This window comes from Streptomyces lunaelactis (assembly GCF_003054555.1).
Lineage (GTDB): Bacteria > Actinomycetota > Actinomycetes > Streptomycetales > Streptomycetaceae > Streptomyces > Streptomyces lunaelactis.
On the sequence record NZ_CP026304.1, the window covers coordinates 1,267,919 to 1,288,704 of the forward strand.

Annotated in this window: 19 protein-coding genes and 1 pseudogene; 14 read left to right on the forward strand and 6 right to left on the reverse strand. The window is 70.1% G+C overall.

What is annotated here, in order from left to right; translation table 11 throughout:
* Positions 1–50: 50 nt before the first annotated feature.
* Together SLUN_RS05450 and SLUN_RS05455 are read left to right on the forward strand one after the other, a co-directional pair.
* Entirely contained in the window at positions 51–1,871 is a 1,821-nt protein-coding gene (locus tag SLUN_RS05450) for an ABC transporter transmembrane domain-containing protein (protein ID WP_108154549.1), read from the forward strand.
* Positions 1,868–3,649 (forward strand): ABC transporter ATP-binding protein, encoded by a 1,782-nt coding sequence (locus SLUN_RS05455; protein ID WP_108147405.1) that lies wholly within the window; start codon positions 1,868–1,870, stop codon positions 3,647–3,649. The genes SLUN_RS05450 and SLUN_RS05455 overlap by 4 nt, the downstream gene beginning before the upstream one ends.
* 111 nt (positions 3,650–3,760) lie before the next feature.
* Here SLUN_RS05455 and SLUN_RS05460 read toward each other — a convergent pair whose 3' ends face one another.
* A complete protein-coding gene (locus SLUN_RS05460) occupies positions 3,761–4,552 on the reverse strand; it encodes a metal-dependent hydrolase (protein ID WP_108147406.1) in 792 nt (263 codons plus the stop codon).
* A 60-nt stretch (positions 4,553–4,612) separates the two neighbouring features.
* Between SLUN_RS05460 and SLUN_RS05465 the strand changes: the two genes are divergently transcribed.
* Both SLUN_RS05465 and SLUN_RS05470 read left to right on the forward strand, forming a co-directional pair.
* Positions 4,613–7,186, forward strand: a complete 2,574-nt coding sequence (locus tag SLUN_RS05465) for a DEAD/DEAH box helicase (protein ID WP_108147407.1) — start codon at positions 4,613–4,615, stop codon at positions 7,184–7,186.
* A 61-nt stretch (positions 7,187–7,247) separates the two neighbouring features.
* Complete coding sequence (locus tag SLUN_RS05470) at positions 7,248–8,138, forward strand: acyl-CoA thioesterase (RefSeq protein WP_108147408.1); 891 nt, start codon at positions 7,248–7,250, stop codon at positions 8,136–8,138.
* A 68-nt stretch (positions 8,139–8,206) separates the two neighbouring features.
* On the opposite strand, the gene SLUN_RS05475 is transcribed toward SLUN_RS05470, so the two are convergent.
* Entirely contained in the window at positions 8,207–8,479 is a 273-nt protein-coding gene (locus SLUN_RS05475; protein ID WP_108147409.1) for a DUF4873 domain-containing protein, read from the reverse strand.
* A 105-nt stretch (positions 8,480–8,584) separates the two neighbouring features.
* Here SLUN_RS05475 and SLUN_RS05480 point away from each other — a divergent pair, with 105 nt between their 5' ends.
* A complete protein-coding gene (locus SLUN_RS05480; RefSeq protein WP_108147410.1) occupies positions 8,585–9,073 on the forward strand; it encodes a glutathione peroxidase in 489 nt (162 codons plus the stop codon).
* Positions 9,074–9,375: 302 nt separating this feature from the next.
* Here SLUN_RS05480 and SLUN_RS05485 read toward each other — a convergent pair whose 3' ends face one another.
* On the reverse strand, positions 9,376–10,605 hold the full coding sequence (locus SLUN_RS05485) for an acyl-CoA dehydrogenase family protein (protein ID WP_108147411.1): 1,230 nt from the start codon (positions 10,603–10,605) through the stop codon (positions 9,376–9,378).
* Between the two features lie 168 nt (positions 10,606–10,773).
* Here SLUN_RS05485 and SLUN_RS05490 point away from each other — a divergent pair, with 168 nt between their 5' ends.
* A complete protein-coding gene (locus tag SLUN_RS05490; RefSeq protein ID WP_108147412.1) occupies positions 10,774–11,421 on the forward strand; it encodes a TetR/AcrR family transcriptional regulator in 648 nt (215 codons plus the stop codon).
* A 47-nt stretch (positions 11,422–11,468) separates the two neighbouring features.
* Here the strand turns inward: SLUN_RS05490 and def are convergent, their stop codons facing one another.
* On the reverse strand, positions 11,469–12,089 hold the full coding sequence (gene def / locus SLUN_RS05495) for a peptide deformylase (RefSeq protein WP_108154550.1): 621 nt from the start codon (positions 12,087–12,089) through the stop codon (positions 11,469–11,471).
* A 115-nt stretch (positions 12,090–12,204) separates the two neighbouring features.
* Between def and SLUN_RS05500 the strand changes: the two genes are divergently transcribed.
* The 5 genes from SLUN_RS05500 to SLUN_RS39915 all read left to right on the forward strand — a co-directional run bounded on the left by SLUN_RS05500 (position 12,205) and on the right by SLUN_RS39915 (position 16,660).
* Positions 12,205–13,443, forward strand: coding sequence for a Mur ligase family protein (locus SLUN_RS05500; protein ID WP_108147413.1), 1,239 nt, complete (start codon positions 12,205–12,207; stop codon positions 13,441–13,443).
* Positions 13,444–13,462: 19 nt separating this feature from the next.
* Complete coding sequence (locus tag SLUN_RS05505) at positions 13,463–14,191, forward strand: type 1 glutamine amidotransferase (RefSeq protein ID WP_108147414.1); 729 nt, start codon at positions 13,463–13,465, stop codon at positions 14,189–14,191.
* 127 nt (positions 14,192–14,318) lie between these two features.
* Positions 14,319–15,344: a 6-phosphofructokinase gene (locus tag SLUN_RS05510; RefSeq protein WP_108147415.1), complete on the forward strand. Its 1,026-nt coding sequence runs from the start codon at positions 14,319–14,321 to the stop codon at positions 15,342–15,344.
* A gap of 140 nt (positions 15,345–15,484) precedes the next feature.
* Positions 15,485–16,438: a cytochrome c oxidase assembly protein gene (locus SLUN_RS05515; protein WP_108147416.1), complete on the forward strand. Its 954-nt coding sequence runs from the start codon at positions 15,485–15,487 to the stop codon at positions 16,436–16,438.
* A 63-nt stretch (positions 16,439–16,501) separates the two neighbouring features.
* On the forward strand, positions 16,502–16,660 hold the full coding sequence (locus SLUN_RS39915; RefSeq protein ID WP_170146553.1) for a hypothetical protein: 159 nt from the start codon (positions 16,502–16,504) through the stop codon (positions 16,658–16,660).
* A 43-nt stretch (positions 16,661–16,703) separates the two neighbouring features.
* Here SLUN_RS39915 and SLUN_RS05520 read toward each other — a convergent pair whose 3' ends face one another.
* Positions 16,704–17,120, reverse strand: a complete 417-nt coding sequence (locus SLUN_RS05520) for an SSI family serine proteinase inhibitor (RefSeq protein ID WP_108147417.1) — start codon at positions 17,118–17,120, stop codon at positions 16,704–16,706.
* Between the two features lie 277 nt (positions 17,121–17,397).
* Between SLUN_RS05520 and SLUN_RS05525 the strand changes: the two genes are divergently transcribed.
* The 3 genes and pseudogenes from SLUN_RS05525 to SLUN_RS05535 all read left to right on the forward strand — a co-directional run bounded on the left by SLUN_RS05525 (position 17,398) and on the right by SLUN_RS05535 (position 19,087).
* Positions 17,398–18,105, forward strand: coding sequence for a lysophospholipid acyltransferase family protein (locus SLUN_RS05525; RefSeq protein ID WP_108147418.1), 708 nt, complete (start codon positions 17,398–17,400; stop codon positions 18,103–18,105).
* A gap of 9 nt (positions 18,106–18,114) precedes the next feature.
* Positions 18,115–18,602: pseudogene (locus SLUN_RS40940) on the forward strand (NAD-dependent epimerase/dehydratase family protein); the annotation flags it as partial.
* Positions 18,599–19,087 carry a YbaK/EbsC family protein gene (locus SLUN_RS05535; RefSeq protein ID WP_108147420.1) on the forward strand — a complete coding sequence of 163 codons (489 nt, stop codon included), beginning with the start codon at positions 18,599–18,601 and terminating at the stop codon, positions 19,085–19,087. The pseudogene SLUN_RS40940 and the gene SLUN_RS05535, both read left to right, overlap by 4 nt.
* Before the next feature lie 84 nt (positions 19,088–19,171).
* On the opposite strand, the gene SLUN_RS05540 is transcribed toward SLUN_RS05535, so the two are convergent.
* Positions 19,172–20,749 (reverse strand): alpha/beta hydrolase, encoded by a 1,578-nt coding sequence (locus SLUN_RS05540; protein ID WP_108147421.1) that lies wholly within the window; start codon positions 20,747–20,749, stop codon positions 19,172–19,174.
* Positions 20,750–20,786: the final 37 nt, after the last annotated feature.

Below are 20,786 nucleotides of genomic sequence, written 5' to 3' on the forward strand. Positions count from 1 at the left end.
AAAGGCGAACCTTGCACGGTTTCCGCCACACTTTCGAGCACTGGGACGTCATGCAGATTCGCGATCTTCCGTACGCCGACCCTGGTGTGGCCGATGCCAGGTCGGGGCCGCGCTTCCTGCTCTGGCTCGGGCGGAATCAGCTGGGCGGACAGCTCAAGGCACTGGCCTGGGGGCTGCTGCACTTCTGCGGTGTGGCCGGGCTCCCGCTGGGCGTCGGCCGGGCCGTGCAGGCGGTGGTGGACCGTTCCGGCAGCGCCCTCGCACTCGCCGGCGCGCTGATCATCCTGTGCGGCGTGGCGATCACCCTCGGTGACACGATGCTGCATCGCACGGCCGTCACCAACTGGATCACCGCCGCCGCCCGGGTCCAGCAGCTGCTGGCTCGTAAGGCCGCTGAGCTGGGCGCGGCGCTGACCCGCCGGGTCGCGGCCGGCGAGGTGGTAGCGGTCTCCACGGGCGACGTGGAGAAGATCGGCTGGTTCGTGGAGGCGCTCTCACGTTTCGCCGCCGCCGCCATCACGGTGGTGCTGGTCTGCGTCGGCCTGGTTCTGTACGTGCCGGAGCTCGGCGTCGTGGTCGCCGTCGGCGTCCCGGTCCTGGCACTGGCGGTACTGCCGCTGCTCCCCCGGGCCACCCGGCGCGCGGACGTCCAGCGCGAAAAGGCGGGCAGGGCCACCGAGCTGGCCTCGGACACGGTCGCGGGCCTGCGGGTGCTGCGCGGCATCGGCGGCGAGGAGCTGTTCCTCGGCCGCTACCGGCAGGCATCGCAGGAGGTGCGCAGGGCGGCGGTCCGCAGTGCCCGTATGTGGGCGCTGATCTCGGCGGTCCAGGTGCTGCTGCCGGGCCTGCTGCTGATCACGGTCGTCTGGTACGGAGCGGGGCTCGCCCAGGACGGCCGGATCGAGGTCGGCGAGCTGGTCACCGTCTTCAGCGCGGTGACGCTGCTGATGTACCCGCTGCGGCACTTCGAGGAGATCGCCATGGCGTACTCCTTCTCGCGGCCGTCGGCGAAGCGTGCCGCGCGGGTGCTGGCGCTGCGGCGTACGACGGAGCCCTCGGGCGTGGAGTACGGGCGCCCGAGCGGCGATCTGTACGACCCCGCCACCGGGGTCCTCGCTCCCTCCGGCCGGTTCACCGCCGTGGTGTGCGGCGACCCGGACGCGGCGGGACTGCTGGCCGAACGGCTCGGCGGGCATCCGGCCGCCGACCCGGACGGCGCGGCGTCCGTGCTGCTCGGCGGGGTGCCGCTGGACGAACTGGCGCTGGACGAGGCCCGTGCCGCCGTCCTCGTACAGGACAAGGATCCGGTGCTGCTCTCCGGCACGCTCCAAGAGCTGCTCGATGTCCCCTCCTCCGGGAAGGTGTCCGCCGAGGACGCCCTGAAGGCCGCGCAGTGCGGCGATGTACTGGACGCGCTGGCGCAGGCGTCCGTGGACACCGACGGCGACGGCGACGGCGACCCGATGCGGACACGGATCACCGAGCGCGGGCGGTCCCTGTCCGGCGGGCAGCGCCAGCGGCTCGCGCTGGCCCGTTCGCTGGTCACCGACCCCGAGGTGCTCGTCCTGGACGAGCCCACGTCCGCCGTGGACTCGCACACGGAGGCGCGGATCGCCGCGGGCGTCAAGGAGCTGCGGGCCGGCCGCACCACGGTCGTGTTCGCCTCCTCACCGCTGCTGCTGGACCGCGCGGACCGGGTGGTGTTCGTGCACGACGGCGACGTGGCGGCGGTCGGTGTGCACCGCGAACTGCTGCACGGCAACGCCGAATACCGGGCGGTCGTCACCCGCGAGACCGAGGAAGAGCAGCTCGACGGCATCACCGCCATCGGCGAACTGGCAGTACTGGAAGAGATCGAGGAATCGGCATGATCGGCGTGGCAACACCGGCGTACGACCCGGCGGCCCCGGAGACGGCTGCGACCCTGCCCGTCGGCACTCCGGCGACCGTGCGCGCGTACGTCCGCGAACTGCTGCGGCGGCACCGCAGGGCCTTCGTGCTGCTGGTCTCCGCCAATGCCGTCGCGGTGATCGCCTCGATGGTCGGCCCCTATCTGCTGGGCGGACTCGTCGAGGATCTGACGGACGGGGCGCGCGATCTCCATCTGGAGCGCACCGCCGCGCTGTTCGCGCTCGCGCTGGTCGTCCAGACGGTGTTCGTGCGGCTGATGCGGCTGCGCGGCGCGATGCTCGGTGAGGAGATGCTGGCCGATCTGCGCGAGGACTTCCTCGTACGGTCGGTGGGGCTGCCCCCGGGCGTGCTCGAGCGGGCCGGAACCGGTGATCTGCTCTCGCGTATCACCACCGACATCGACCGGCTGGCCAATGCCATGCGCGAGGCGGTGCCGCAGCTGGCGATCGGCGTGGTCTGGGCGGCCCTGCTGATCGGCGCGCTCACGGTGACGGCGCCGCCGCTGGCGCTGGCCGTGCTCATCGCCGTACCGGTGCTGGTGATCGGCTGCCGCTGGTACTTCAAGCGGGCGCCGTCGGCGTACCGCTCCGAGGCCGCGGGCTACGCGGCGGTCGCCGCCATGCTGGCCGAGACCGTGGACGCCGGGCGGACCGTGGAGGCGCACCGCCTCGGCGGCCGCCGGGTGGCGCTCTCCGAGCAGCGGATCAAGGAGTGGACCGCATGGGAGCGCTATACGCTCTACCTGCGCTCGGTGCTCTTCCCGGTCATCAACGTGACGCATGTGACGATCCTGTGCTCAACTCTGCTGATCGGCGGCGCCTTCGTGCTCGAGGGCTGGATCAGCGTCGGACAGCTGACGACGGGCGCCCTGCTCGCGCAGATGCTCGTCGACCCGGTCAATCTGATCCTGCGCTGGTACGACGAGCTCCAGGTCGCCCAGGTGTCGATCGCCCGGCTCGTCGGCGTACGTGACATCGAGCCGGACGCCGGCGACGCGCTCGTCGTGCCGGACGGGCGCGAAGTGCGCGCGGACGAGGTGCACTTCGGCTACCGCGAAGGCGTGGACGTGCTGCATCAGGTGTCGCTGAGCGTGGCGCCCGGTACCCGGCTGGCCCTGGTCGGACCGTCCGGCGCGGGCAAGTCGACGCTCGGGCGGCTGCTCGCGGGCATCTACGGCCCCCGGGCCGGCCGCGTCACCCTCGGCGCGGCGGAGCTGTCCCGTATGCCCGCGGAGCGCGTGCGCGAGCATGTCGCCCTGGTCAACCAGGAGCACCACGTCTTCGTGGGCTCCTTGCGCGACAACCTGCTGCTGGCCCGTAGTGGCGCGACGGACGCGGAACTGTGGGCGGCGCTCGGCGCGGTCGACGCGGACTCCTGGTCGCAGTCCCTGGACGACGGCCTGGACACCGAGGTCGGCTCGGGCGGCCTCGCCCTCACCCCGGCCCAGGCCCAGCAGATCGCCCTGGCCCGGCTGGTCCTCGCGGACCCGCACACGCTGGTCCTGGACGAGGCGACTTCGCTCCTGGACCCGCGGGCGGCGCGCCATCTGGAGCGCTCGCTGTCCCGGGTCCTGGACGGACGCACGGTGGTGGCGATCGCCCACCGCCTGCACACGGCGCACGACGCGGACGTGATCGCGGTCGTCGAGGAGGGCCGGATCAGCGAACTGGGCAGCCACGACGAGCTGGTGGCGGCGGACGGCGCGTATGCGGCGCTGTGGCGGTCCTGGCACGGCTGACGGCGGCCGGTCGGGGCTCCGGCCCCGAACCCCTCCCCCTACGCCCTGGCGGGCGTGGGGGGACCCCCACCTCAATCGCCGGAGGGGCTCCATGTGGAGCCCCTCCGGACCCTAGATGAAGTTCAGCGCGCCCGCCGCGCCCACTCCGCCCAGCAGCATGAACACCGGCATCAGCACCTTCAGCTCCACCCAGCTGCCCGCCCTGAACCGCATCGCCTTCGGCGGGCCGATCGGGTACCAGCGCCTGCGGCCCACGGGTATCGGCCACAGGACCGGGCAGCCCGAGACCGTCAGCGCGTCGCCGATGTCGTGGACCAGGGCGCCCAGCACGATCGGCAGCCCCAGCCACAGGTACTCCTGGCCCGGCGCCGTGAACAGCCAGTCCGCGCCGTTGCCCGGCTGGTCCAGCACGCCCGCCAGGATCCACGCGCTCGTCGCGCCCAGCAGCCACACCAGGACGTCGCTGGAGACCCGCGCGGCCCGCCACAGCAGGCCCTCCACGGCCAGCACCAGGTGGATGAAGAGGATCACGAGGACCGCCCAGCGGCCGCCGGTGATCGCCAGCGCCGAGGTGCCCGCGCCGATCAGGACCGCCCACAGCCAGGTGTGGGTGAGCGTGCGGTGGCCGCCGGTCCTGCGCTTGTCGCCCTGTTTCCTCGTCGCTTTGTAGACGGCGTACGACAGCTTGTCGACGACCTCGCACAGTCCCCGCGAGATCGGCCCGAAGGCCCGGGAGATCGTCGCCGCCTTGTGATCCAGGTCCGGCGCCAGCGCCGCGCCCGCGCAGATCAGCGCTCCGACGACGAGGACCGGCCACGGCATCGGGTGGCCGGCGGCAGCCGTCGCCGCGCCGACCCCCAGCCAGGCAGCCGCCCCGGACAGAGAGTGCGCCGGTCCCATCATGTGCGTTCCCGCCCCATTGCTCTTGTGGTGAAGCCCAGTTGACAGGGCAGCGTATCGCTCGTGATCTTGCGGCCGTCGCCCGGTTCCCTGATCCGGGCGGAAGCCAGGCAAGATGGGGGCGTGACCCTTATTGATCAGCTGCCGCCGGATGCCGACCCCGATGCTCTCTTCGAAGCCTTCTCCTCATGGGCAGAAGGCCAGGGCATCACGCTCTACCCGGCTCAGGAAGAGGCGCTGATCGAGGTGGTCTCCGGGGCCAACGTGGTCCTTTCCACCCCGACCGGCTCCGGAAAGAGCCTGGTAGCGGCGGGTGCGCACTTCACGGCGCTGGCCCAGGACAAGGTCACCTTCTACACCGCGCCGATCAAGGCACTGGTCTCCGAGAAGTTCTTCGACCTCTGCAAGCTCTTCGGCACGGAGAACGTCGGAATGCTGACGGGGGACGCGTCCGTCAATTCCGACGCCCCCGTCATCTGCTGCACCGCCGAGGTGCTCGCCTCCATCGCCCTGCGCGACGGCAGGAACGCCGACATCGGCCAGGTCGTGATGGACGAGTTCCACTTCTACGCCGAGCCGGACCGCGGCTGGGCCTGGCAGATCCCGCTCCTGGAGCTGCCGCAGGCGCAGTTCATCCTGATGTCGGCGACCCTCGGTGACGTCTCCCGGTTCGAGGAGGATCTGACCCGCCGCACCGGCCGTCCCACCACCGTCGTCCGCTCGGCGACCCGCCCGGTCCCCCTCTCCTACGAGTACCGGCGGACGCCGATCACGGAGACGCTGACCGAACTGCTCGAGACCAAGCAGGCTCCGGTCTACATCGTGCACTTCACACAGGCGGCGGCCGTCGAGCGCGCCCAGTCGCTGATGAGCATCAACATGTGCTCGCGCGAGGAGAAGGACCAGATCGCCGAGATGATCGGCAGTTTCCGGTTCACCACCAAGTTCGGCCGCAATCTTTCCCGTTACGTACGGCACGGCATCGGTGTCCACCACGCCGGCATGCTCCCCAAGTACCGTCGACTGGTCGAAAAGCTCGCCCAGGCAGGCCTGTTGAAGGTCATCTGCGGTACGGACACCCTCGGCGTGGGCGTCAACGTCCCCATCCGTACGGTGCTGTTCACGGCGCTCACCAAGTACGACGGCACCCGGGTGCGCACTCTGCGCGCGCGTGAGTTCCACCAGATCGCGGGCCGCGCGGGCCGCGCCGGCTTCGACACGGCCGGTCTGGTCGGCGCGCAGGCACCCGAGCATGTCATCGAGAACGAGAAGGCGATCTCCAAGGCCGGCGACGATCCGAAGAAGCGCCGCAAGGTCGTCCGCAAGAAGGCTCCCGAGGGCTTTGTCGCCTGGTCGGACACCACCTTCGAGAAGCTCATCACCTCCGACCCGGAGCCGCTGACCTCGCGCTTCCGGGTCACCAACATCATGCTGCTCTCGGTGATCGCCCGCCCCGGCAATGCCTTCGACGCGATGCGTCACCTCCTTGAGGACAACCACGAGCCGCGCAAGGCCCAGCTGCGCCACATCCGCCGCGCCATCGCCATCTACCGCTCGCTGCTCGACGGCGGTGTGGTCGAGCGCCTCGACACACCCGACGCCGAGGGCCGGATCGTGCGGCTCACCGTCGACCTCCAGCAGGACTTCGCGCTCAACCAGCCGCTCTCCACGTTCGCACTGGCGGCCTTCGATCTCCTCGACCCCGAATCCCCTTCGTACGCCCTGGACATGGTCTCGGTCCTCGAGTCCACGCTGGACGACCCGCGCCAGATCCTCGCCGCCCAGCAGAACAAGGCGCGCGGCGAAGCCATCGGCGCGATGAAGGCCGACGGGATCGAGTACGAGGAGCGGATGGAGCGGCTCCAGGAGGTCTCGTACCCCAAGCCGCTGGAAGAGCTGCTGTGGCACGCGTACAACGTCTACCGCAAGAGCCACCCGTGGGTCGGCGACCATCCGGTCTCGCCGAAGTCCGTCATCCGTGACATGTACGAACGGGCGCTGTCCTTCACCGAGTTCACCTCGCACTACGAGCTCGCCCGCACCGAGGGCATCGTGCTGCGTTACCTCGCGAACGCGTACAAGGCGCTGGAGCACACCATCCCGGACGATCTGAAGTCCGAGGACCTCGAGGACCTGATCGCCTGGCTCGGCGAGATGGTGCGCCAGGTCGACTCCAGCCTGCTGGACGAGTGGGAGCAGCTCGCCAACCCGGAGATCGAGACGGCCGAGCAGGCCCAGGAGAAGGCCGACCAGGTCAAGCCGGTCACCGCCAACGCGCGCGCCTTCCGGGTGCTCGTACGCAATGCCATGTTCCGCCGGGTCGAGCTGGCCGCGCTGGACAGGGTCGGCGAGCTCGGCGAACTGGATGCCGAGTCCGGCTGGGACGCGAACGCCTGGGGCGAGGCGATGGACGCGTACTGGGACGAGTACGAGGAGCTGGGTACCGGGCCCGACGCCCGCGGCCCGAAGCTGCTGCTGATCGAGGAGGACGCGGCGCACGGCCTGTGGCGCGTCCGGCAGATCTTCGCGGACCCGAACGGCGACCATGACTGGGGCATCAGCGCTGAGGTCGATCTGGCGGCTTCCGACGAGGAGGGCCTCGCCGTCGTGCGCGTCACCGCGGTCGGCCAGCTCTGACACAGGCAGCTCTGACACAGGCAGCTCTGACACAGGCAGCTCTGACACAGGAGAACATCCGATGACGAACCCGGCCGAGCGCCTGGTCGATCTGCTCGACCTGGAGCAGATCGAGGTCAACATCTTCCGCGGGCGCAGCCCCGAGGAGTCCCTGCAGCGGGTCTTCGGCGGCCAGGTGGCCGGCCAGGCCCTGGTCGCGGCCGGGCGTACGACGGACGGCGAACGCCCGGTGCACTCGCTGCACGCGTACTTCCTGCGGCCGGGAATCCCCGGCGTGCCGATCGTCTACCAGGTCGAACGGGTCAGGGACGGCCGGTCGTTCACCACCCGCCGGGTCACGGCGATCCAGCACGGCAGGACCATCTTCAATCTCACCGCCTCCTTCCACCGGCCTGAGGAGGGCAGCATCGAGCACCAGCTGCCGCCGCGGCTGGAATTCCCGGACCCGGAAACCCTGCCCACGGTTGCCACGGAGATCCGTGAGCATCTCGGCGCGCTCCCCGAGGCGCTGGAGCGGATGGAGCGCCGCCAGCCGTTCGACATCCGCTATGTCGACCGGCTGCGCTGGACGGCGGAGGAGATCAAGGGTGCGGAGCCGCGCAGCGCGGTGTGGATGCGTGCGGTGGGCCCGCTGGGCGACGACCCGCTGGTGCACACCTGCGCGCTGACGTACGCGAGCGACATGACGCTCCTGGACGCGGTCCGTATCCCGGTGGAGCCGCTATGGGGACCGCGCGGGTTCGACATGGCCTCGCTGGATCACGCGATGTGGTTCCACCGGCCCTTCCGGGCGGACGAGTGGTTCCTGTACGACCAGGAGTCGCCGGTCTCTACGGGCGGGCGGGGCCTTGCCCGGGGCCGTATCTACGACCGCGACGGCGGGCTGCTGGTGTCGGTGGTGCAGGAGGGACTCTTCCGTCCGTACACCCCGACACCCGCAGCCCGGGACTGACCCAGGCCGTGTCTGACAAATCCCGCCCGGCGCCCTGCGGGCGGACGGCGCCATTTGTCAGACACGGTCTAGAACGGCATGGGGCCGCGGCCGGACACCTTCAGCCGGCCGCTGCCGATGGCCGTGCTGGTCGCCACCACGTCACCCTCGCGCCCGTCGGGAAGCCGGAGCTTCACCTCGTTGTTGTTCATCGATGAGCAGAGGTCCTGCGCCGCGCTGTCGGTCTGCACGCTGCCGCCCCACTCGCTGCCCGGCCCGGACCGGCCGCCGCTCAGCGTGGCCACGACCTCGATCTGAGCGCCGCCGGCAATGAGGGTCGCCGGACCCTGGTAGTTACTCATGGGCCCAGTGTGCCCGTACCGGCGGCCGGTGATCCGACCGGTCGCCGTGGGTCGATCCGTGGGGTCCACAATGAACACCGAATGTCTGCCACTGAGGAGAATCCGATGACCCTGTACGACATCCCGCTGCGCACGCTCACCGGCGAGCCCACGTCGCTGGCCGACTACCGGGGCAAGGCGGTCCTGCTGGTGAACGTCGCGTCCAAGTGCGGACTGACGCCGCAGTACGCGGGTCTTGAGCGACTGCAGAAGCAGTACGGCGACCAGGGCTTCACCGTCCTCGGCGTGCCCTGCAACCAGTTCGCGGGCCAGGAGCCGGGGTCGGCCGAGGAGATCGGGTCCTTCTGCTCGGCGACGTACGGTGTGACGTTCCCCATGCTGGAGAAGACCGAGGTGAACGGTGCGGAGCGGCACGCGCTGTACACCGAGCTGACGCAGGTCGCGGACGCCGACGGCAAGGCCGGCGACGTCCAGTGGAACTTCGAGAAGTTCGTGATCGGGAAGGACGGCGAGGTCGTGGCCCGCATCCGCCCGCGCACCGAGCCGGAGGCCCCCGAGGTCATCGCCGCCATCGAGGCGCTGCTCTCCGCGTAACGGGTCTTCCTCTGTACCCGGACCGGCCGGATTCCCGGCCCGTCCGGGGTTCGCGCCGAGGTCCTGTCCGGCCGCGCCAGGCCGTGTCTGACAAATCCCGCCTGAGACACGGCCTAAGCGGCCCCGGGGAAGTCCGGGCGGCGTCGCGGGCCGATGGCTGTCGCCCGGCTGCGTTGTCGTCAGTCGCCGACGCTCCGCGTCCTTCCTCCGCCTTGCCAGACTCGGCCCTCGACCCTCCCCCGTAGCCCTGCGGGCACGGGAGGTACCCCCACCTTCACCCACCCGGACCTCCCCGACACCGCTTAGCGGATCGGCATGCCCGACAGGGTTCGGGCGATCACCAGGCGCTGGATCTCGCTCGTGCCCTCGAAGATCGTGTAGATCGCCGCGTCGCGGTGCATGCGCTCCACCGGGTACTCGCGGGTGTAGCCGTTGCCGCCCAGGATCTGGACGGCCTGCGCCGTGACCTTCTTGGCCGTCTCGCTGGCGTACAGCTTGGACATCGAGCCCTCGGCCGAGTCGAAGGGCTTGCCCGCCGCCGCCATCCAGGAGGCGCGCCACACCAGCAGCCGCGCCGCGTCGATCTGGGTGCGCATATCGGCCAGTTGGAAGGCGATGCCCTGGTTGTCGATGATCGGACGGCCGAACTGGCTGCGGGTCTTGGCGTAGTCGAGCGCGACCTCGTACGCGGCGCGTGCGGTGCCGACCGCCATGGCGCCGACCGCCGGGCGGGACGCCTCGAAGGTGGCCATCGCCGCGTTCTTCACGCGCTCGCCGCCCGACGTGGCCGCCCGCTCGCGGGCCCGGGCGAGGCGCTCGTCGAGCTTGTCCTTGCCGCCGAGCAGGCAGTGCCCGGGGACCCGGACGTTCTCCAGGACGACCTCGGCGGTGTGCGAGGCGCGGATGCCGTGCTTCTTGAACTTCTGGCCCTGCGAGAGGCCGGGGGTGTTCGGCGGGACGATGAAGGAGGCGTGGCCCTTGGAGCCGATCTCCGCGTCGACGACGGCGACCACGACATGGACATTGGCGATGCCGCCGTTGGTCGCCCAGGTCTTGGTTCCGTTGAGCACCCATTCGTCCTTGGCCTCGTCGTACACCGCACGGGTACGCATCGCCCCGACGTCCGAGCCCGCGTCCGGCTCGGACGAGCAGAAGGCCGCGACCTTGACGTCGTCCGCGTCGCCGTACATCTGCGGGATCCAGGTGCCGATCTGCTCCTCGGTTCCGTTGGCGAGAACGCCGACGGCCGCAAGTCCCGTACCGACAATGGACAGGCCGATACCGGCGTCGCCCCAGAAGAGCTCCTCCAGCGCCATCGGGATCCCGAGGCCGGTGGGGTCGAAGAACTGCTGGGCGTAGAAGTCGAGGGAGTAGATTCCCACCTTGGCCGCTTCCTGGATGACAGGCCAGGGGGTCTCCTCACGCTCGTCCCACTCGGCGGCGGCCGGGCGCATCACGTCCTTGGCGAATCCGTTCAGCCAATCCCGGACCTGCTTCTGGTCGTCGTTGAGCTCGAACGTGAACTCGGCCATGTTGCCCTCCAGCACTGCGGTGACTTCTTGCATGTTACTTGTGGTAACGAAAGTCTGTTACCGGCAAGTAGACCGTGTCAACCGGCCACTGCCCGATCCCCTGCGCGGACGGGCAGGGTGTTACGTTGCGCAGGCGTCACGCAATCGCTCGGGCGGGGAGAAACAACGATGGAGACCACACAGCAGGCGGCCGGCCAGCAGCGATCGGCCAACCAGCGGCGCCGTGAACTGCTCGAAGCCGCGGACCGGGTCGTGCTCCGGGACGGGCCGCAGGCCTCCATGAACGCCATCGCCGCCGAGGCCGGCATCACCAAGCCCATCCTGTACCGGCACTTCGGCGACAAGGGCGGCCTGTACCGCGCGCTCGCCAAGCGCCACACCGACGCACTGCTCAACTCGCTGCGGGCAGCGCTGGACGCGCCCGCCGAGCGCCGTGAGCGGGTCGAGGCGACGCTCGACACCTATCTCGCCGCGATCGAGGCACGGCCGCAGGTCTACCGCTTCCTGATGCATCCGGCCGAGGACGCGCAGCCGTCGGAGGCGGGCTTCGACGTCGGCCGCCACTCGGCGCCGCTGCTGCGCCGGCTCGGCGAGGAGCTGGCGACGGTGATCCACGACCGGGTCGACCTGGGGCCGGGCAGCGAGCAGCTGGCACGGGTCTGGGGCCATGGCATCGTCGGCATGATGCACGCGGCGGGTGACTGGTGGCTGGGTGAACGCCCTTGCTCCCGCGCGGAGTTGGTGCGGAGCCTGGCGGATCTGCTCTGGGGCAGGCTGGCGGCGGCGGGCGACCGCGCGGGCAGCCAGGCCTTCTGACGGGGCGGGCGGGGCTCCAGTTGGGGCTCCGCCCCGAACCCCGCGCCTCAATCGCCGGCGGGACTTGATTTCGCACCGCCCTTGCTGGGGCTCCGCCCCGGGCCCCGCGCCTCAATCGCCGGCGAGGCTGAAGTCGCCCAGTCCGCCCTCCGCACCGACCACCCCGCCCGCGCCCGGCGCCAGCCCCTCAGCCGGTCCGTGTAGACACGGCCCTCCAAGTGGTCGCACTCGTGCTGCAGACACCGCGCGAAGAAGCCCGTGCCCTCCACCCGTACCGGCTCCCCCTCCGCCGTCACGCCCTCCACCACCGCATGGTCGAAGCGCTCCGTACCGGCTTCGAGGCCCGGCAGTGACAGGCAGCCCTCCGCACCGCGCACCGTCACGCCGTCCGCCTCCACCAGGCGCGGGTTGACGATGTGTCCGAGATGGCGGACGTCCTCGTCGTCGGGGCAGTCGTACACGAACACCCGCAGCGGGACCCCCACCTGGTTCGCCGCCAGGCCCACGCCCTCGGCCGCGTACATCGTCGCGAACATGTCGTCGATGAGCGTCCTCAGCTCACCGGAGAAGTCGGTGACGGTCTCACAGGGAGCGTGCAGCACCGGATCACCGAGCAGGCTCATCGCCCGCACGAGTCCGGAACTGCCGGGGATCGGCCGGTTTCGCATGGCCGTAATCGTACGGTCCTCGCCGACCTCCACGGTTTCCGACGGTGCCGCGGTGCTGGCCGCGGACGGGAGCTCGATAGGCTGAGCCCGACCGATGCAAGGAGGATCAAGGACGATGTCAGGCAACTCGGAGCCCCTGACGCCGCGGGCCAAGCTGGCCGTGACGGCAGGCAAGGCCGCTGCGGCGGTGTCGCGCGCCGCCGGACGCGGCAGCGGATCGGTGATCGGCGGCCGGGTCGCGCTCAAGCTCGACCCCGATCTGCTGGGGCGGCTGGCGCAGCACCTGGACGTCGTCCTCGTGTCGGCGACCAACGGCAAGACCACCACGACCCGGCTGATCGCCGAGGCGCTGCGGGCCAGCGGCCCGGTCGTCTCCAACGCGCTCGGCGCCAATATGCCCGCGGGCATCACCTCGGCGCTGTCCGGCGGCTCGGACGCCAAGTTCGGTGTGATCGAGGTCGACGAGAAGTACCTCGCCGGCGTCGCCCGCGATGTGACGCCGAAGGCGATCGCGCTGCTGAACCTCTCGCGCGACCAGCTGGACCGCGCGGCCGAGACCCGGATGCTCGCCGAGAAGTGGCGCGAGGGCCTGGCCGGTACGAAGGCCGTGGTCATCGCCAACGCCGACGACCCGCTCATCGTCTGGGCCGCGTCCTCCTCCCCCAATGTGGTGTGGGTGGCCGCCGGCCAGGAGTGGAAGGACGACGCCTGGTCCTGCCCGTCCTGCGGCGGTGTGATGCAGCGCCCCGGCGACGACTGGTTCTGCGGCGAGTGCGGCTTCCGCCGCCCCGCGCCGAGCTGGGTGCTCAGCGGCGACCACGTCCTGGACCCGCACGGCTCGGCCTGGCCGATCCACCTCCAGCTGCCCGGCCGCGCCAACAAGGCGAACGCCGCCACCTCCGCCGCGGTCGCCGCCTGCTTCGGAGTGCCGCCGCAGGTGGCCCTGGAGCGCATGTACTCGGTGCAGGCCATCGCAGGCCGGTACGACGTCGTCTCCTTCCTCGGCCGCGATCTGCGCCTCCTCCTCGCCAAGAACCCGGCGGGCTGGCTGGAAACGTTCTCCCTGATCGACCCGCCGCCGACCCCGGTGATCCTCTCGGTCAACGCCCGTGGCGCGGACGGCACGGACACCTCCTGGCTCTGGGACGTCGACTACACCCGGCTCGCCGGTCACCCGATCTTCGTCATCGGCGACCGCAAGCTGGACCTCGCCGTGCGTCTCGAGGTCGCGGGCCTGGACTTCCGGGTGTGCGAGTCCGTCGACGAGGCGGTACAGCTGGCTCCGCCCGGACGGATCGAGGCGATCGCCAACTACACCGCCTTCCAGGACCTGCGCCGCCGCGTCGGCAACTGACCCGCAGAGGATGACGAGAATGAGCGACAACAGTCTGCGGCTGGTGTGGGTCTACCCCGACCTGCTCAGCACCTACGGCGACCAGGGCAACGCCCTTGTCGTGGAGCGCCGGGCCCGCCAGCGCCGCCTGGACGTGATGCGTATCGACGTACGCAGCGACCAGCCGATCCCCACCTCGGGAGACATCTATCTCATCGGCGGCGGGGAGGACCGGCCGCAGCGGCTCGCGGCCGAGCGGCTGCGCCGCGACGGCGGGCTGAGCCGGGCCGCCTCCAACGGCGCGATCATCTTCTCGGTCTGCGCCGGCTACCAGATCCTGGGCCATGAGTTCATCAACGATCTGGGCGAGCGTGAGCAGGGTCTCGGTCTGATCGACGTGGTCTCCACCCGCGGCGAGGGCGAGCGGTGCGTCGGTGACGTACTGGCCGACATCGACCCGCGGTTGGGGCTGCCGCAGCTCACCGGCTTCGAGAACCACCAGGGCATCACCCACCTTGGGCCCTCGGCCCGTCCGTTCGCCCGCACCATCCTGGGGCGGGGCAACGGCACGGGCGACGGCACCGAGGGCGCGTACAACGACACCGTCTTCGGCACCTATATGCACGGCCCGGTCATGGCCCGCAATCCGCAGATCGCGGACCTGCTGCTGAAGCTGGCCCTCGATGTGAACGCGCTGCCGCCGACGGACGACCGGTGGTCCGATGCGCTGCGCGCCGAGCGCATCGCGTCCGCGACGCAGCCAGCCTGACAGAGCGCCGCCGTCCACCAGTCGGACAGCCGGTTCGGACCCGTCACCCTGCGCCGGTAGGGTGGCGGGGATATAACCGGACGACGTGGTCCGGGAGTCGGCCCACGTTGCAAAGGTATTTCGGGCTATGCGCATTGGTGTGCTCACCTCCGGAGGCGACTGCCCCGGTCTGAACGCCGTCATCCGTTCCGTCGTGCACCGCGCCGTCGTCGACCACGGCGACGAGGTCATCGGCTTCCACGACGGCTGGAAGGGCCTTCTGGAGTGCGACTACCGCAAGCTCGACCTTGACGCGGTGGGCGGCATTCTGGCCCGCGGCGGCACGATTCTCGGCTCCTCCCGGGTCCAGCCCGCGCATCTGCGGGACGGCGTGGAGCGGGCCAAGGGGCATGTCGCCGAGCTGGGTCTCGACGCGATCATCCCGATCGGCGGCGAGGGCACCCTCAAGGCCGCCAACCTCCTCTCCGAGGCCGGGCTGCCCATCGTCGGCGTACCGAAGACCATCGACAACGACATCTCGTCGACCGATGTCACCTTCGGTTTCGACACGGCCGTCGGTGTGGCCACCGAGGCCCTGGACCGGCTGAAGACCACCGCCGAGTCGCACCAGCGTGTGCTGATCGTCGAGGTCATGGGGCGGCACACCGGCTGGATCGCGCTGCACTCCGGCATGGCGGCCGGCGCGCACGCCATCGTCGTCCCGGAGCGCCCCTTCGACATCCGCGAGCTGACCGAGCGCGTCGGGGAGCGTTTCTCGGCGGGCAAGAAGTTCGCGATCGTCGTGGTCGCGGAGGGCGCCAAGCCGCGCGAGGGCTCGATGGAGTTCAACGTGGGCGGCAAGGACGTCTACGGACACGAGCGCTTCGCCGGTGTGGCCCAGCAGCTCTCGGTCGAGCTGGAACAGCGGCTCGGCAAGGAGGCCCGCGCGGTGATCCTCGGGCATGTGCAGCGCGGCGGCACCCCCACGGCGTACGACCGCGTGCTCGCGACCCGTTTCGGCTGGCACGCGGTGGAGGCGGCGCACCGCGGTGAATTCGGCATGATGACCGCGCTGCGCGGCACGGACATCACCATGGTGCCGCTGGCCCAGGCCGTGGAGACGCTGAAGACCGTCCCGGCCGAGCGGTACGCCGAGGCGGAGTGCGTCCTCTGAATCCGGTTCACCATCTGGTGCATTTCTGAACGAACTGCCCCCGGTCGCTGCCGCGGCCGGGGGCAGTTCTACTCTGGTGCGGACAACCGGTACGAAACAGGTCCGGTCGTCTTCAGGAACGTCCCGGCGGGAGTGCACAGATGGATCACAGCGGGCACGGCATGACGATGGATCTGCCGCCGTTCACGCTGGGGCGGGGGCTCGAATTCTCACCGGATCCGTTCTTCCTGATCGCCTGTCTGCTGGGTCTTGCCCTGTACGGCTGGGGCGTGCTGCGGTTGCGCAGGCGCGGTGACAGCTGGCCGGTCAGCCGCACGGTCTTCTTCACCGTCGGCGTCCTGAGCGTGGCGCTGGTGATGTGCACCAAGCTCAATGACTACGGCATGGTCATGTTCAGCGTGCACATGGTGCAGCACATGGTGATCAGCATGCTCTCCCCCATCGTGCTGCTGCTGGGCGCGCCGGTGACGCTGGCGCTGCGCGCGCTGCCGGTCGCGAGCCGTCGTGGCAGCAAGGGGCCGCGCGAGCTGCTGCTGGCCCTGCTGCACAGCCGCTGTCTGCGGATCGTCACGCACCCCGCCTTCACCATCCCGCTCTTCATCGCGAGCCTCTACGGGCTCTACTTCACTCCTCTCTTCGACTTCCTGATGGAGTCCGGGACCGGGCATGCGGCGATGATGGTGCACTTCCTGGCGGTGGGCCTGGTCTTCTTCTGGCCGATCATGGGCGTCGATCCCGGGCCGCACCGGCCCGGCTATGTGATCCGGATGCTGGAGCTCTTCGCGGGCATGCCGTTCCACGCCTTCTTCGGCATCGCCCTGATGATGGCGACCGAGCCGATGATCAAGGCCTACGAGAACCCGCCGGCCTCGCTCGGCATCGACGCGCTCGCTGATCAGAACGCTGCCGGCGGCATCGCCTGGGCGTTCAGTGAGATCCCGTCGGTGCTGGTTCTCATCGCGCTGGTCTTCCAGTGGTACCGCTCGGAGCAGCGGCAGGCGAAGCGTCTGGACCGGGCCGCCGACCGGGACGGGGACAAGGAGCTGCAGGCGTACAACGCCTATCTCGCTTCGCTCCAGACGCGCGGACGGTAGCGCGAGGCCCTCCTGTCGGGTGACGATGAGGGCGACGGCCGCGGCCGTCGGAGGAGGGCGCGCATGTCCGGATCCACGAAGGCGATGGGAGTGCTCACCGTCGGGACCCTGGTGGTCGTGACGGCCTATTCGGCGGCACTCGGAAGCAACGGCTGGCTCTGGTTCGGCTGGGTGGTACTCGGGCTTGTGACGATCGGGGTGGTCGCTTCGCGCGGCAACTGATCCGGCGGGCGGCAGCCCCGAGGCGTCACAGCGGTGAGAGGCGTCAGAAACGGAAGACGGCTCCGGTCGCCGCGTCGAGCTCGCACGCGTTCGCATAGGTCTTGTGCCAGGCGGTGAGGCGGCCGCGCCAGGTACCGGTCGCACCGACCGTGACCGGATCGAACCTCTTGTCGCACGGATGCGGGTCGCCGGGCAGCACATCCAGGTCTCCGCGCGCGACGGAGAGCGCCCTGCAGGCGGCCGCGGCGTGCGGGTGCGGCCCGCCGGGCTTGACGGGGCACTGCAGCAGGACCCCGCGGATCCACGTGTTGTCGGCCCCGGACAGGGTGAGGAACAGGCCCGGGGCGGGCTTGGGCGCCTCGCCGACAGCGGGTGCGACGTGCGCGGGTGCGGCATGCGCGGGCACGCCTGCGACGAGGGCGACCAGGGCGGCTGCGGCGAGGGTGGCCATGCGGTGCATCCGGTACTCCTGTGGCTCGGGGACGAGGCCAGGGCACCCTCCGGTCTCGGCGCGGGCAAGCGGCCGCGCCGCCGGGTAACACGTACGGGCGCCGCGGATCGCCCGTACGGCCGGTATGACACACCGTCACAAGGTCGACTTCGAGTCGTCGCGTGTCCGGTCGCAGACGCTTACACGGGGCGGCACCTGCCCATACACTGACCTCTCCCGAGACGCCCAATGACCTGGCACAACGCACCCCTGATGCCTGTCCGGACAGAGTGAGGAGCACCCTTACGTGTTCTACTACGTGCTCAAATACGTCATTCTGGGGCCGCTGTTGCGGTTGCTGTTCCGCCCCAGGATCGAGGGACTCGAGCACATCCCGGCCGAGGGCGCTGCGATCGTCGCGGGTAATCATCTGTCGTTCTCGGACCACTTTCTGATGCCGGCGATCATCAAACGGCGTATCACCTTCCTTGCGAAGGCCGAGTACTTCACCGGGCCCGGCATGAAGGGACGGCTGACCGCCGCGTTCTTCCGCAGCGCGGGACAGATCCCGGTGGACCGCTCCGGCAAGGAGGCCGGCCAGGCGGCCATCCGCGAGGGGCTCGGGGTGCTCAGCAAGGGCGAGCTGCTGGGGATCTACCCCGAGGGCACGCGGTCCCACGACGGCCGGCTCTACAAGGGCAAGGTCGGCGTCGCCGTGATGGCGCTGCGGGCGCAGGCTCCGGTGGTGCCGTGCGCGATGGTGGGCACCTTCGAGATCCAGCCGCCCGGGCAGGTCCTGCCGAAGGTCAAGCGGGTCACCGTCCGCTTCGGCGAGCCGATGGATTTCTCGCGGTACGCGGGCATGGAGAACGAGAAGGCCGCGATCCGCGCCATCACCGACGAGATCATGTACGCGATCCTCGAGCTGTCCGGTCAGGAGTACGTGGACCGCTACGCCGCCGAGGTGAAGGCCGAGCTGGAGCCGCCGAAGAAGTTCCCGCGGCGCCGAAGCTGAGAGCGGATCCGCGCTCGGCGAACTCGCCCGGGCCCGGCATCCCCGCGCGCCCACCCGGTGCATGTCTCCAATCTCGCCGAGCTGATCCGGCTGGCGGCGCTCAGGCCGGGCTCGCGGGTGCTCAACGCGGGCGACCCGGAGGTGCCGACGGCCGCCGAGATCGGTACGGCGATCGACGGGATGCTCGGCCGGCGGAGCGAGACCTGCTGATCGAGGGCGGCTCCCCGACGGGGTCCGTCGGGTTGACACCATGGGGGCTCGAGCATCCGGTGGTGTACGACATCGCGGCGGCTGAGCGCGAACTGGGCTACCGCCCCGTCACCACGTACGAGGATTCACTGGCCGCCACCGTCGAGTGGCTCGTCGAGCAGCTGCACGGCAAGGAATGGACGGACGCCTTCCCGAAGATGGCCGCGCAGTACGCTCCGTTCGGTGACCTCTTCGGCTACGCGGACGAGGACGCCTGGCTGGAGCAGCACGGACGGGGAGCGAAGTGAGCGAACAGCACGACACCTACGCCAAGTTGATCGCGCTGCTGGACGAGCGCGGTGCGGTGCACCGGATCATCGAGCACGAGGAGCAGGGCGCGACCGAGGCGGTCAGCGCGCTGCGCGGGAACACCCTGGCGCAGGCCGCCAAGTGCATCGTCGTGATGGTGAAGACCGGCAAGAAGGAGAAGCGGTACGTCCTGGCCGTGGTGCCGGGCGACCGGAGGGTGGATCTGGGCGCGGTGAAGGGGCTTCTCGGCGGTACGTACGCCGGGTTCGCGACTCCGGAGGTGGCGGAGCGGCTGGCCCGCAGCGTGAGCGGCACCATCCTGCCGTTCTCCTTCGACCCCGAGCTCGAACTGATCGTGGATCCGGCCCTGTTGGAGCATGAGGAGATCTTCTTCAACGCGGCACGGCTGGACCGTTCGCTGGCGCTGCGCACCGCCGACTACGTGTCGGTCGCGGAGCCGCGGACGGCGGACATCGCGGGCTGAAGCACCGGGTGCACAGCAGGGAGGGGCGGCCGTGACCGGCCGCCCCTCCCCGTATTACTGAGCCTTACGGCTTATTGCTGCGCCTTACGGCTTCGGCGTGGCGTGCGGGGCGCACGTCACATCGCGGCTGTCCAGCTTGCCGCTGAGCAGGTAGGCGTCCACCCGCTCGTTGATGCACGGGTTGACCAGGCCGGTCACACCATGCGAACCGGCGTCCTTCTCGATGATCAGACGCGAGCCCTCGAAACGCTTGTGCAGCTCGACGGCGCCCTCGAACGGGGTGGCGGCGTCACGGGTGGCCTGCACGATCAGAACGGGCGGCAGACCCTTGCCGGTCCTGACGTTCAGCGGGGTCTGCTGCTTGGCGCCCCAGGTGGCGCAGGGCAGGTTCATCCAGGCGTTCGACCAGGTCAGGAACGGGTAGTCCTGGTGGAGCCGGGTGTTGTCCCGGTCCCACTTCTTCCAGCTGGTCGGCCACTTGGCGTCGGCGCACTCGACGGCCGTGTAGACGGCGTTGCCGTTCTCCGAGGCGATGTTGCCCGCGGTGTCCGACATATCGGGGGCCGCGGCGTCGACGATGGCCTGCGTGTCACCGGCGAGGTACTTGCTCCAGGTGGAGGCCACCGGGACCCACGCGGAGTCGTAGTACGGAGCTCCCTGGAAGAGCCCGAGGAGCTCGGCGGGGCCCACGACGCCACCGATCGGGTTCTTCTTGGCGGTGGCACGCAGCTTGACCCACTGCTGCTCGACCTTCTCCGGGGTGTTGCCGATGTGGAAGGTGGCGTCGTTCTTGGCGACCCACGCCTTCCAGTCGTCCCAGCGCATCTGGAAGGCGACGTCCTGGTCGAGGTTGGCCTCGTACCAGATCTTCTCCCGCGACGGGTTGACCACACTGTCGACGATCATGCGCCGGACGTGGCTCGGGAACAGCGTCCCGTAGACCGCGCCCAGGTAGGTGCCGTAGGAGACGCCCAGGAAGTTGAGCTTCTTCTCACCGAGAGCGGCCCGGATGACATCCAGGTCGCGCGCGGTGTTCGGCGTCGTCATGTGCGCCAGCATCCAGCCGCTGCGCTCGGCGCACCCGTCCGCGTACTCTGCGGCGAGCTTGCGCTGTGCGCGCTTGTCGGCCTCGCTGTCGGGCACCGGGTCGGCCTTCGGCGCCTTGACGAACTCCTGCGGGTCGACGCAGGAGATGGGCGTCGAGTGGCCGACGCCCCGCGGGTCGAAGCCCACGAAGTCGTACGCCTTCGCGGTCTTGGCCCAGAGCGGGTTCTTGTTGGTGACCCGGGTCGGGAAGCGCATGCCCGAGCCGCCGGGGCCGCCCGGGTTGTAGACCAGAGCGCCCTGGCGCTCCGCCTTGGTGCCCGTGTTGCCGATCCGGTCGACGGCTATCTTGATCTGCTTGCCGTTCGGCCGTGCGTAGTCGAGCGGAACGCTCACCTCGCCACACTGGATGGGCTTGGCGAAGCCCCAGTCCGCCGGGCAGTCCGCCCAGTCGATGCCCTTCTTGGCTGCACGCTCGGCAGCGACCTGAACGCCGCGCGCCTGTGACCAGCCGCTGTGGCGGCTTTCGGCGTTGGCGGCCGGAGCCGCGATCGCGCCCGTTATGAGGGTGCCCGCGATCAGAGTGCCGGCCGAGCCGAGCACTGCTGTGCGTCTCACGTAGAACTCCCCCTTCTGTTGTCGAGTTCTCCGGGGG

Bases quoted from the DNA above. Each gene is read 5' to 3' on its own strand.
- SLUN_RS05450 (WP_108154549.1), top strand. From the start codon at position 51: ATGCAGATTCGCGATCTTCCGTACGCCGACCCTGGTGTGGCCGATGCC.
- SLUN_RS05455 (WP_108147405.1), top strand. From the start codon at position 1,868: ATGATCGGCGTGGCAACACCGGCGTACGACCCGGCGGCCCCGGAGACG.
- SLUN_RS05460 (WP_108147406.1), bottom strand. From the start codon at position 4,552: ATGATGGGACCGGCGCACTCTCTGTCCGGGGCGGCTGCCTGGCTGGGG.
- SLUN_RS05470 (WP_108147408.1), top strand. From the start codon at position 7,248: ATGACGAACCCGGCCGAGCGCCTGGTCGATCTGCTCGACCTGGAGCAG.
- SLUN_RS05475 (WP_108147409.1), bottom strand. From the start codon at position 8,479: ATGAGTAACTACCAGGGTCCGGCGACCCTCATTGCCGGCGGCGCTCAG.
- SLUN_RS05480 (WP_108147410.1), top strand. From the start codon at position 8,585: ATGACCCTGTACGACATCCCGCTGCGCACGCTCACCGGCGAGCCCACG.
- SLUN_RS05485 (WP_108147411.1), bottom strand. From the start codon at position 10,605: ATGGCCGAGTTCACGTTCGAGCTCAACGACGACCAGAAGCAGGTCCGG.
- SLUN_RS05490 (WP_108147412.1), top strand. From the start codon at position 10,774: ATGGAGACCACACAGCAGGCGGCCGGCCAGCAGCGATCGGCCAACCAG.
- def (WP_108154550.1), bottom strand. From the start codon at position 12,089: ATGCGAAACCGGCCGATCCCCGGCAGTTCCGGACTCGTGCGGGCGATG.
- SLUN_RS05500 (WP_108147413.1), top strand. From the start codon at position 12,205: ATGTCAGGCAACTCGGAGCCCCTGACGCCGCGGGCCAAGCTGGCCGTG.
- SLUN_RS05505 (WP_108147414.1), top strand. From the start codon at position 13,463: ATGAGCGACAACAGTCTGCGGCTGGTGTGGGTCTACCCCGACCTGCTC.
- SLUN_RS05510 (WP_108147415.1), top strand. From the start codon at position 14,319: ATGCGCATTGGTGTGCTCACCTCCGGAGGCGACTGCCCCGGTCTGAAC.
- SLUN_RS05515 (WP_108147416.1), top strand. From the start codon at position 15,485: ATGGATCACAGCGGGCACGGCATGACGATGGATCTGCCGCCGTTCACG.
- SLUN_RS39915 (WP_170146553.1), top strand. From the start codon at position 16,502: ATGTCCGGATCCACGAAGGCGATGGGAGTGCTCACCGTCGGGACCCTG.
- SLUN_RS05520 (WP_108147417.1), bottom strand. From the start codon at position 17,120: ATGCACCGCATGGCCACCCTCGCCGCAGCCGCCCTGGTCGCCCTCGTC.